This is a genomic window from Empedobacter sp. UBA2044 (assembly GCF_002333005.1).
Classification (GTDB): domain Bacteria; phylum Bacteroidota; class Bacteroidia; order Flavobacteriales; family Weeksellaceae; genus Empedobacter; species Empedobacter falsenii_B.
In genome coordinates, this window is record NZ_DDBA01000037.1 from 69,888 (window position 1) to 82,706 (window position 12,819).

Consider the following 12,819-nt stretch of genomic DNA (forward strand, 5'->3'; position numbering starts at 1 on the left):
GAGATCTTTTTTTATGAAAAAAATATTTCGTAATTACCAATAGTTTACATAGTTTCGTGGAAAAATAAGAATACAATAAAGGTATTTTTTTAACGAGCACTTTTTAATGAATTTTAAAAAATCAGTCAATCATTTTCGTCGTACAATTATGCGTCGATTAACAGGAGGAATAGGTGATGGTAATTTGCCAAAGATAGACAAAGAAAAACCTCTTGAACTTAATAGAGTACTGATAAACAGACCCAATCAGCGTTTAGGAAATATTCTATTGATTACACCTTTGATTCAGGAAATTATCCGATATAATCCTGGTGTTAAAATTGACTTATTTGTAAAAGGTAAGGTTGCTCCGATTATTTTTGAGAACTATCCTCAAGTTGATCAAATTATTGAATTACCTAAAAAACCTTTCAAAGAATTGATTCAATACGCTAAAGTTTGGCTAAAAATCAAAAAAAAGAATTACGATTTAGTCATTAATGTTGATAAAAATTCATCTTCAGGACGACTTTCAACTTCTTTTGCGAATTCTAAGTATAAAATTTTTGGAAATGAATTTGAAATGAATTCGAATCAAGAAATTCATATTCATCAAGCGCAATATCCAGTTTATCTGTTTAGAAAATTCATAGAATTATTTAAAAATAAAGAAGGGAATTTAGATATTCCAACTCTAAATATTCAGCTAACAGAGAAAGAATCTTTGAAAGGAGTAGAAATGTTAAATGAATTGATTCAAGATCCTTCAAAGAGAACGTTGGCGTTTTTTACGTATGCAACAGGTGTAAAATGTTATGATGAGGAATGGTGGATAGAATTTTATAATTTATTTTATCCAAAATATTCGCAAGAATATAATCTAATTGAAATTTTACCTGTCGAAAATATTTCGATGTTAAATCATAGATTGCCTACTTATTATAGTAAAGATGTGAGAGAAATTGCAGCGTTGATGAAAAGTTGCGAATTTGTGATTGCAGCCGATTCTGGTATGATGCATTTGAGTTGTGCTGCGTCTACAAAAACAATTGGTTTGTTTAAAGATCAAAGCTTCTTAGAGCGTTATAAACCTTATGGAGTAGGAAATGCTGTAGTCTTGATTAATAATGAAGATAAGAGGATTCTTATTCAAGAAATGGATAAATTATTGGTTTAAAAAGCTGTTTTTTATCATTGAATAAAATTTATATTGATTTGATATAGAGTAAATTAATTTCTATAAAAATATTTTAATTTCGTTTGATAATTTCATAGCTTTGTCCTTTGAAATAATATAAAAATGTCAACAGAGTTTACAATTGTTATCCCAATTTATAATGAGGAAGATAACTTGATAAGATTGGAAGAAACAATGAATCAATATCTGTCAAAGTCAATAAAACAGACTGAAATTTTATTGATTAATGATGGTTCTAAAGACAAAAGTTTGGCTCTTATGAAAGAGATTTGTAGTAGAAATCAAGCTTTTCATTATATTTCTTTTGACAAAAATTATGGCTTATCTGCTGCTATAAAAGCTGGTTTTGATACAGTGAAATCTAAATGGGTTGGTTATATTGATGCAGATTTACAGACAGATCCAGAAGATTTCAATAAATTATTAGAGTTAGCAGATCAATTTGATTTGGTGACTGGTGTTCGTGCAGATCGCAAAGATTCTTTCGTGAAAAATATGTCATCTAAAATTGCCAATTCTATTCGTAGAGCATTTACCAATGACGGAATGGATGATACAGGTTGCCCATTAAAAGTTATAGATGCTGAAAAAGCGAAAAAAATTCCGATGTTCAAAGGATTGCACCGATTTTTACCAGCTATGATTTTATTACAAAACGGAACAGTAACTCAAGTTCCTGTCAAACATTTTCCACGTATAGCAGGCGAATCAAAATTCAATTTATGGAATCGTTTATTAGGACCGTTAATGGATTGTTTTGCATTTGTTTGGATGAAGAAAAAATACATCAATTATAAAATTCAAGAAAGAGCATAATGCCAAATTGGGTTATCATCAGTATTGGATTTCTTGCACAAGCACTTTTTTCGAGTCGTCTTATTTTACAATGGATTGTTTCCGAAAAGAATAAAAAAGTTCTTACACCAAAATTATTTTGGGAAGTTAGCTTGTTTGCCTCTGTTTTGCTATTTTTATATGGTTATTTGCGTCATGATTTTTCAATTATGTTGGGACAAACATTGACGTATTATATCTATATCAGAAATATTCAACTTCAAAATCATTGGAAAGAATTTCCAAAAATAGTACGTATTTTTCTGTATATTTTTCCTGCATTAATTGTTTTTTATGGCTTCAATAACGGAATTTTTGATGTAGATTTATTATTCAAAAACGAAAAAATTCCGATGTGGCTTTTATTTTTAGGAGTCGTATCTCAGGTACTTTTTACATTTCGTTTCGTCTATCAATGGATTTATTCCGAACGAAAACACGAATCGCAATTACCAATGGGATTTTGGGCAATTAGTTTAACAGGATCATTGTTGATTTTAATTTACGCGATTATTCGAAAAGATCCCGTTTTATTTGTTGGTCATTTTATGGGATTTATCGTTTATGCTCGAAATATATTAATCAAACGAAAAGAAAAAAATGGTTCAGTGGATTAAGCAAAATTCAGTTTTATTTTTAATCATCGTAACAATTTTGATGTTGTTTGTCAATCTTGGCGCTTTACAAACCAACATTATGGAAGCTCGAAACATTATTTCGGCGCGAGAAATGGTACACGATGGAAATTGGATTTTTACCACGCTTAACGGTTTGCCTCGTTATGAAAAGCCACCTTTACCAACTTGGATTACAGCTGTTTTTGGAAGTGTTTTTGGTTTCGAAAACTTTTTTTGGCTACGCATTCCAGTTGTTCTAATTACCATTTTATTAGTCGTTTGGTTCTATAAAACATTAACGCATTTCGATTTAACAAAACAACAAGTTGTTAATTCTTCATTGGTTTTAATCACTTCATTTTACGTGTTTTTCTCAGGGAGAGATAACAATTGGGACATGTACACGCATAGTTTTGTGATGGGAGCAATATTGTTTTTGGTGAAAGAATTTCAATCATCAAAATTTAATTTATTCAATTTTATTGCTGCATTTTTCGTGTTGGCTTGTTCGATAATGAGCAAAGGTCCAGTTTCGTTGTATGCGTTATTTTTACCTTTTTTAATTGCCTATTTTATTGTTTATAGATACAAATTAGGAAGAAATTTAGGAATTACAATTTTAACGATAATATTAGGTTGTGTTGTAGGATTTGCATGGATGATGTATGTGAAATATTTTGATCCAGAACATTTTTTAGCGGCTTCTCAAAAGGAAGTGAACAATTGGCATAGCTATAATACTCGCCCAATTTATTATTATTGGAGTTTCTTTACGCAATCTGGTTTATGGACAATTCCGGCTTTGGTAAGTTTGATTTATCCCTATCTAAAGAATAAAGTTGCAAACAAAAAAGCCTATCAATTTGCTTGGTTATGGACGATTTTATCGGTGGTTTTATTATCTGTAATTCCAGAAAAAAAATCAAGATATTTATTACCAGTTTTAATTCCTTTAGCGATGAATATTGGCTTTTATATCGAATATTTACGATTAGAATTCAAAAATTTATCAAATAAAACTGAACGATATTTTACCAATTTTGCGTTTGGTTTATACGGAATAATAGGAATCGCAATTTCAGTTGGTGTTTTTATTTATACAAAAGATCGTTTGTCAGAATTTTTGGTTTGGTCGATTCCTTTTGCTGTCGTAGGATTAATTTTAGGAATCTCAATTTTTAAAGGATTAAAGATAAAATCATTCGAACAGATATTTTACTCAACTATTTTATTGATGTGCTCAGTTGTTGCGTTTGGATTTCCACTTTCCAAATTAACTTTTTCCGAAGAATTGTATTCTTCTGCTAAAAATCTGAAAAAATTAGAACAACAAAATCAAATCAAAACATACGAATGGCAAAGTTTTGTTCCTGAAATAGTGTTGGATTATGGGACTTCAATTCCTGCAATTAACGATGGAAAGAAAACTATCTTTCCGAAAGAAGAGAAATTTGGAATGTTAGCAAGTCCGTCAGATTCTACTTTTTTTGCGGATCATTTCAATAATTATTCAATCAAAAAAATTGGTGTGGTCGATTTGAATCATTCTTCAAAAAATCAAAAAAATTATAACGATCGTATCCAAAGAAACTATTATTTGATTCAAAAAAAGTGATTAAATTTCGAGTAAAATTTTTAGCTTAAATTTTCGTTATTCTAATAAAATCTTTTGCAGTTTCGGATTCTATTTTTTCTATGTTTTTGGTTAGTGAACAGTTTTGTTTTTGCTCAACATTTTGGGTGGAAAAATCCTAATTTTAGACAAGATTCTGTTCAACTTTCTGATACGATAAAGCTGCAAAATAAAGGAATTTTGTCAGAAAAATTTCAAATTTTAGATTCAATAGGAAATCCAATTTCAAAAGAATTTTATACGATAAATTTTGAACGAAACGAGGTTTATTTCAATTCTTCAATCGCCAAACAAATGGTGAAAATTCAGTATTTTGTTAATCCAAAATTAGCCGAATCTGTTTTTTATGCCAAAAATCCGAATATCATTGTTAATGATGCAAAACCAGTTGATATTTTTCATCGAATAGAACCGAATTCAAAACAAGCGAACAAAGATGTTTTTGATGGTTTGAATAGCAAAGGATCAATGGTTCGTGGAATTCGTTTCGGGAATAATCAAAGTGCGTCTGTGCAATCTTCGTTGGATTTGGAATTGTCTGGAAAATTATCGGATGATATTACAGTAAATGCGGCGATTGCGGATAATAATGTGCCAATAGAATCGGATGGATACACGCAAAATTTGCAAGAATTTGATAAAGTTTACATCGAATTAGCCAGTAAAAATTCGAAAATTAGAGCTGGACATATTGATATTAATACCAATCAAGAACGAGATTTTTTCAATCCATTTAATCAAAAAGTAACAGGTTTACAATTGTCAACTCAGTTAAAAAGCGAAAAATCGTCGACCAATATTTTTGCTTCTGGAAGCATTACACGAGGTGAATTTATGCGTGTTAATTTTGTTGGACAAGACGGAAATCAAGGTCCTTACAGGCTTTCTGGAAAGAATAATGAATTGTATGTGATTATTATTTCGGGAAGTGAAAAAGTATATATTGATGGTGTTTTGTTGGAGCGTGGCGAGCAAAATGATTATGTAATTAATTACAATACAGGAGAAATTTCTTTCACTTCAAACCGATTGATTACCGCAAATACGCGTATTAATGTGGAGTATTTGTACAATTCTCGAAATTATTCACAAGTTTTACTTTATGGTGGAGCTGAATACGAATCGGAACGATTGAAATTGTCAGGTTTTTTCTTTTCTCAAGGAGATTCGCAGAATAATTCACTTGGAAATGATTTGACAGATGCTGAAAAGCAAATTTTGGCAAATGCAGGGAATGATCCAGATAAAATGTACACCATTTCTGCAGAGAAAACGACGTATGATTCGAATAAAATCTTGTATCGAAAAGTAAATCAAAATGGATTAGATATTTTTGAATATTCGACGGATCCAAACGATGAATTGTATCAAGTGGCTTTCACGTATGTTGGCGCTAATCAAGGAAATTATCGACAAATAAATGCGAATCAAAATGGGAAAGTCTTTCAATATAACGAAGCAATTGCTGGAGTTTTACAAGGTGATTATGAACCAATAAAGCAATTAATTTCGCCTAAAAAGTTGCAGATTTATACGTTGAATGGACAATATCAATTGAGAAATAATGGAAATGTTGGTTTTAATTTAGGTTTGAGTAATTATGATCAAAATTTATTTTCATCGATTGATGATCAAAACAATTCTGGTTTAGCAACTCGTGTTTATGGTGAAAAAACATTTTCTTTCAAAAATTGGAAAATTACACCTTATGCGGAATGGAATTTTATTAATAAAAATTATAAAAGTGCAGAGCGTTTACGAGCTGTTGAATTTGCACGAGATTTTAATTTGGAACAAGAATTAAGTGGCGTAAATCAGAATTTTATCACAGCAAAAATCAATTCATCTTGGAAAGAAAAATTTAATGCACAATATAAATTCGATTATCTTGAAAATACTGGTTTGTACAAAGGTTTGAGAAATCAACTTGATGCAAATTATAAAACTGAAAAAGACGAAATCGTTGCGCAAGCAAATATTTTATCAACAAAAGCAACGCTTCAAAATACCAATTTTGCGCGTTATATGGTAGATGGAAAACGAAAAATTGGAAATAAATTTTGGGTTGGAGCGAGAGTTTGGGGCGAGAATAATGACATGGATGATTTGACAAAAAATCAAAAATCAGATTTAAGTTTTAAATGGAATGAATTTCAGTTGAAAGGAGGTTTTGCAGATTCGCTTGGTCATAAAATCGATTTGACGGTTTATCAACGTCAAGACGATTCGGTTCGTTTAGGGACTTGGCAAAATATTCAACAAAGTAAAGGAGCTATTTTTAATTCAACATTAATACAAAAACAAAATCATCAATTAAATTTAAATTTCCATTATCGACGAGTTAATTATCAATTTTTAGATGCGCCGAACGAAGATTTTATGACAGGAAGCGTAAAATGGTACAAAGCTTTTTTCAATCAAGGTTTACAATTAAATGTAGATTATGAAGTGGGAAGCGGTGTGGAACCGCAGCGTGAATTTCAGTATGTAAAAGTTTCGGATGGAATGGGAATTTACAAATGGACGGATTATAACGGCGATGGAATTGAGCAAATTGACGAGTTTGAAGTGGCAGAATTTATCGACCAAGCAAATTATATTCGCGTGTATACGAATACAATCGAGTATTTGAAAACGAATAAAAATCAATTCAATTTTACGTTGCGTTTTCGTCCAAAACAAGTTTTTAATACCGAAAATGAATTCTGGAATCGTTGGATGTTTCAGCAAAATATCTCGGCAAGTAACTCGTTGCGCAAAGAAGGAACGACGTTAGAATGGAATCCTTTTACGAATTCGGCTCAAATTTTAGGTAAAACAAGAAGTATTCGTTCGTCGATTTTCTTTAATCAAGGAACACAATATAAATGGTCGTCAAATTTTATTTACAATCAACAACAATCCCAAACGTATGTTTACACAGGTTCTGAATACCGTGATTCAGACAGTTATTTGTTGCAAGCGCGTTATAAGATTTTGCAAGATCTAATCGCAAGTTTCGATACTGAATATATGGTGATTAACAGCGATTCTGAATTATTTTTGAGTAGACGATATAAGTTAAATAATCTTCGTTTATCACCAAAAATTACGTATCAAACAGAAAAAAATCTTGTTGCGTCGTTGTTTTATAATTATCAAAATAAGAAGAATGTTTCGGGTGAAGAGCAATTAAATCAGTCGGATTTGGGAACAGAAATTCAATGGAACGGTTCGGATAAAATGAGTTTGTTGGGAAGTTTTAGTTTTATCAACAATAAATTTATCGGAAACCAAGAATCTGTTGTTGGAAATCAAATGATGGAAGGTTTGCGCGCTGGAAATAATTTTGTTTGGCAGTTGCAAATCCAACGGCAAATCACAAGTTTTTTGCAATTGAATATTTCGTATGATGGACGAAAAACCGAAGAAAATAAGCCAATACATACGGGAAGTGTGCAAGTGCAAGCGAGGTTTTAAATAAAAAAAGACGATTTTATAAAATCGTCTTTTATTATTATTTTTACATTCTATTTACTTCATCTTGATTTCCAGTTTCGCGATTTTTTACTGATAATTTATTACTTCCGAATTTATAATTCAATCCAATTCTTATGCTTTGAGTATCCCATACATTCGCAAAAGTTTGTACGATTCCATTGTTATTTTGTGATAAATATTCTTGCGCTTTGAAAATATCTGTTGCATTCAAACTCAATTCTAATTTTTTATCTAACATCAAATATTTGAACGAAAGATTGAAACGAGCATAAGGTTTTAGTTTATAATTTTGGAAAGTTTCTCCAAAATTTTGAAAATAAATCAAGTTAATAAACATCGTTTTTTGTTGATTAAGCGTAAAATCATTTGTCGAAAATAATGAACTCGACCAACCTTTGAATCGCTTAGAAGAAATTGCAACATTTGCGCTCGAATAAGAAACTTCAAAAGTAGTAACGCTTGACCACCATTTTGTAGGATTTATCGTCATATTTTGGCTCAAACCAAAGCTATCCGAATCTACAAAATTCATCCAAACAAAAGTATTATGTTTTGTGTTCTCATCAATGATTGAAGCTTGATTGACACCATCTCTCAAACTTGAATAATAAAGTCGAGTATCAAATTTTTTGTAAGTAAAAGTAAGTTCTAAATTGTGTGTAAAAGCTGGTTTCAAAAAAGGATTTCCTTCGTTGTAAACATATTCGTTTTGTATCATTCGAAAAGGATTTAAACTTTCGTAATTTGGACGATTGATACGACGCGAATAATTAATTCCTAAACTTTTACTTTTATCAAAAGTATGCAACAAATAAAATGACGGAAACAGTTTGATATAATCTGTTTTATTCGTTTGATTATTTTCTCTCGAAAAACCTTCTGTTTGTGTTGCTTCTAATCTCAAACCAGCTTGCATCTGCCATTTTTCTCCAAACTTTTTACTTCCGTTCAAATAAATTGCTTCGTTATTTTCTTTGTATTTGAAAAGATTCGACAAATTTTCATCAAATGTATAGTTGTAATTTTCGTCTGCTTTATATGCTTCAACCAAATTATTTGATTTTGATTGCGAAAATTTAGCCCCAAAACTCCAATTGAAATTTGTTAAAGGAAGTTCTACATCAATTTTAGATGAAAAATTCTCAATACGATTGTTTAAATTACTTTTTCCACCAAAAAAAGAATCTTCTATTAACTGATTATTTTTGTAAGAATTGGTTGCATAAGTTCTATTCATAGGAGATGAATAATTGGCGTAATCGGCATCAAATGAAATCTTTTTACCTAATGAATCAAGTGCAAATTCAGAATAAAGATTGACCAAAGATTGATTCGTCTTACCATTTTCGAATGAATTTCCTTTATTTGTTTGATAAACTTCGTTCGTTAAATTCTTGAAAAACATTTCTTGTGGATTTTCTGAATTATATTTCGAATTGTTGAATGAAAATTTAGAACCAATTGTCCATTTATCGGTTAATTTATAATCAACAGAGAATCGTCCTCCTAGATATTTGTTGATATAATCTGTGTAAGAAATGTTGTGTCTGCGCGCATCAGAGAAAAATAATTCGTTGTTCCATGTTCTCAGAAATCTTCTATCTCCAGCATTCAACGAAGTCTGAACTGTCCATTTATCTTTTTGTAAATTGTAAGCTGCATTGTAGCGCTCTGTGTTTCTTTTACTTCGCGTATATGATGCTCCAATAGTGGAATTCCAGCTATTATTTTTTATTTTTTTTGTTACAATATTTATAATTCCACTATTTCCTTCTGCTTCATATTTTGCAGGCGGAGTCGTGATGACTTCAATTTTTGAAATATCAGAAGCGCTAATACTTTCCAAATAATTAATCAAATCCGTTTGTGACATATAAGTTGGTTTGTCATCAATCAAAACCATTACAGAATTTTTTCCAGAAACCGCAATAATATCATTTGTTACATTCAAACCAGGAGTGACGCGCAAAACATCCATTGCAGTTCCGCCAGCCGCTGAAGTAGAATTTTCTACATTGAAAACAAACCGATCGATTTTTCGTTCCATGATTTTCTTTTCTGCTCCAACGACAACTTCTTTCAAGTTTGTAGATGTTTTAATTTCAATCTTTCCTAAATCGATAGAATTATTCAATTGAATATCTTTCTGAAAAACAATTTCTTCAAAATAGTTGATTTCAAATTTGTACGTATTTTTCTTTGCTTCAATAGCGAATTTTCCAAGTTCATCTGTTGTTAAATTGATAATTGTGTCTTGATTAGATAAGGTAATGTCAACATAAGGAAGCGCTTTATTTTGCTCCATAACTTCGCCTGTTAGTGTATAGTTTTGAGCAAATAGAAAACTAGCGCTAAATAAAATGATAAGTTGAATAAATGTTTTCATGTTGAATTAATTTTAAACAAATATTCTCCAAATCGATTCTTTTTGAACTTTAAAATCGACAAACCCTACTATATTATCGACGAATTTGATTAAAACCAAAAACCTCGAGAATCTCTTGAGGTTTTTGATTTAATTTATTTTTCCTTCATAATAAACAGGATTTCCTTTTTCATCGAAACCAATTATAGTTAATTGATAATCTTTTGGTTTATCGTTGTTGAAATATTCTATTTCTGTGTCTTCTCCTGGAGCTGTATACAAATTAGGATTCCAAAATAAAGTACTTCTTATGTCATTCGGAACATCGTTGTAAAGCGATTCGTAATCATCATTGTTAAAATATGGAAGGGATTGATTATAACCACCAATTTGAATTAAATTATTAGGTAACATAGGCGTGTTATCAACTGGCGCATCACTTCCTCGTTTAGAGTAAATTGCAATTGCATTACCAAGTAAACCAGCGCCTTTGAAAATTTTTACCATCGCAATATCTCTAGGATTAATACTAGTTAAATTATCTGAAGTCATTTTCATTTCGTTCCAATAAATTGCAACTTCAGAATTTCTGATTTTAGGAACTCCATTAGAAACCGTTAATCCTGCAACTCGTCCCGCTAAAAAATCCATAATATTTGTATAACCTTCTATTGGCTGAGATTCGTTTACAAAATCTATCACCGTTTCGTTTATATTATTAAACATTCCGCTACTTAATTCATTGTTCAGCTTCTCAGTTTTCGATTTTTTATCCGCTTTTACAACAACTTCTTTCAGACGAATACTTTTATCATTGATGATTTTGATGTTCTGTTTATACGTATTCTGCTTCTCGACTTCTTCTTTATTCGTAATTTCTTCTAATAAATAAGGCGTTGCAGGCAATTTGGATTTATAACTTGTACTTTTATAATTTGGCACAACAGATAAAGTTAAAGTTCCGTTGTTGGCAGATTTTCCATTTTCCGAATTCAAGAAATAATTCATCGCCATTGGCCCATAATAAAACAAATTATTCATCTCGAAGTTTCCTTCATAATCAGTATCAAGCGTTGCAAATTCTTTTCCATTATTCTGCATTTTATAAATAATACTCAACGAAGCATTGCTCAATTCTCTCCCGTTATTATATGCTTTCACTTTGTAGGAAAGATATCTACGATCGTTGTCAATAGTAGGTTTTACGATATTTCCAACCACTAAATCTTCCCAATTAAATCTTTTCCATTTTTCTGTTATTAAAAGCGCATCCAGATTTTCTGAGAATTCATTATTTTTAAAATATTGTGTAGGATGATTAATTTTCGAACTAAAATCTCGCGTCAATAACATTGCAGAAATTAAATTGTCTTCATCATTATTTTTTTGATCTTTGATAACAGCCGAAAAATTAATTTCTTCAGGATATTTTACCTTAATTGTGTTTAATTCTCGTGGATTAGCCGTTGTTTCGAAAGAAATTTCAGGTTTTTTGTACGATTCTTTTGGATTGATAAATATCAAACGATGAGCAACCTGAATATCATTTGCATCAAAAATGGCAATGTTCAAAATACCTTTGTCATTGTCTAAAACCTCTTTTGGAACATAAGTTGAAACCGATTCCACACTTTTTACAATTTGAGAACTCATTACAAGTTCATTATTAATTGTTCCAATAATTTTATGATTCAATAAAGGATTTTCTTGATTGATGCTTTTTAATTGGATCACAATGTCTTTGCTATTTCGAACAACTTTCATCAGAATCCCATCTTTTTTAGCTTCAGGTAAATCAATAATTTGTTGATTTCCTTTTTCGTCATTTAATTGTACTTGATAAGATTTGCCTTCTTCTGCTCTCAACGCAAAAGTCGCAACGTTTTCATCTAGATTATCAAATGTTGTAATTTTATTGGTAGGATTATTTTTCTCGAATACAAAACCATTCCATTTTTTTGGTAAATCTCCGTCCGATTTTAATCTTACAGCAAATTTAGTTGTCTGATTTTGAATGAAATTTCCACCTTCAGCAAAAGCTTTTGCATTCCATTTTAAATTTGGATTTGGAACAAGTTTTAATTTAGAATTTGGATTATAAATCTTGACTTGATTGATATGTTGAAATTCTTCTGAGAAGAAAGTCATGTACGTTGTGTAGGCTCTTACAAAGTAAATTCCTTCTTCGTTTTCGTTTTTGGTATTCAGTGTTCCGTCACTTTCACCGTTCACAATCGGAACCAATTTTCGGTCGATTAATTTTTTGTCTTTATCGTATAATTCAACAATAAGATTTGTAGAAATTAAGCTTGGTTTGTAGCCATTTAATGTATAAGCTTTGAACCAAATATTATCTCCAGCAATGTAATCTTCCTTATCAAATAATAAATAAACTTTTTCTTGAGCGTAATTTGTATCCAGACTTTTTATAGCCGTTTCCAATTTTGATTGCGCAAAAGTTGTAATCGAGCAAAAGTATAATGCGAGTAAATAAATATATTTCATGCGAGAATGATTAATCTAATAGAATGAATTTGAATTCTTAAAATTATCATTATTTAGATGATTTTCATTCATACTTTTTATTAAAATTTATCATAACTTTTGATTGAATGACGATTTTTCTTCTCGAATAATGTTAATTTTTGTTAATGAATTTAATTAAAAGACTTTAACAAAAAAACCTCGAGAATTTTGGACTGCACCCAAAAAT

General features: G+C 30.4%; 7 protein-coding genes. 5 read left to right on the forward strand and 2 right to left on the reverse strand.

From position 1 onward, the window contains the following. Positions 1 to 106 precede the first annotated feature (106 nt). The 5 genes from B4E59_RS06810 to B4E59_RS06830 all read left to right on the forward strand — a co-directional run bounded on the left by B4E59_RS06810 (position 107) and on the right by B4E59_RS06830 (position 7,720). Positions 107 to 1,156, forward strand: coding sequence for a glycosyltransferase family 9 protein (locus tag B4E59_RS06810; RefSeq protein ID WP_114998777.1), 1,050 nt, complete (start codon positions 107 to 109; stop codon positions 1,154 to 1,156). Positions 1,157 to 1,279: 123 nt separating this feature from the next. Then, on the forward strand, positions 1,280 to 1,993 hold the full coding sequence (locus B4E59_RS06815; protein ID WP_221855457.1) for a glycosyltransferase family 2 protein: 714 nt from the start codon (positions 1,280 to 1,282) through the stop codon (positions 1,991 to 1,993). Then, the gene (locus tag B4E59_RS06820; protein ID WP_221855455.1) at positions 1,993 to 2,628 is read left to right on the forward strand and encodes a lipid-A-disaccharide synthase N-terminal domain-containing protein; all 636 of its coding nucleotides are present in this window, start codon (positions 1,993 to 1,995) and stop codon (positions 2,626 to 2,628) included. The genes B4E59_RS06815 and B4E59_RS06820 overlap by 1 nt, the downstream gene beginning before the upstream one ends. After that, the gene (locus tag B4E59_RS06825; RefSeq protein ID WP_291052200.1) at positions 2,612 to 4,243 is read left to right on the forward strand and encodes an ArnT family glycosyltransferase; all 1,632 of its coding nucleotides are present in this window, start codon (positions 2,612 to 2,614) and stop codon (positions 4,241 to 4,243) included. Before B4E59_RS06820 ends, B4E59_RS06825 begins: the two co-directional genes overlap by 17 nt. A gap of 93 nt (positions 4,244 to 4,336) precedes the next feature. Beyond that, on the forward strand, positions 4,337 to 7,720 hold the full coding sequence (locus B4E59_RS06830; protein ID WP_291052203.1) for a DUF8818 domain-containing protein: 3,384 nt from the start codon (positions 4,337 to 4,339) through the stop codon (positions 7,718 to 7,720). A 43-nt stretch (positions 7,721 to 7,763) separates the two neighbouring features. On the opposite strand, the gene B4E59_RS06835 is transcribed toward B4E59_RS06830, so the two are convergent. After that, entirely contained in the window at positions 7,764 to 10,127 is a 2,364-nt protein-coding gene (locus tag B4E59_RS06835) for a TonB-dependent receptor domain-containing protein (protein WP_291052206.1), read from the reverse strand. A 129-nt stretch (positions 10,128 to 10,256) separates the two neighbouring features. Then, the gene (locus B4E59_RS06840; RefSeq protein ID WP_291052210.1) at positions 10,257 to 12,611 is read right to left on the reverse strand and encodes a hypothetical protein; all 2,355 of its coding nucleotides are present in this window, start codon (positions 12,609 to 12,611) and stop codon (positions 10,257 to 10,259) included. Positions 12,612 to 12,819 lie beyond the last annotated feature (208 nt).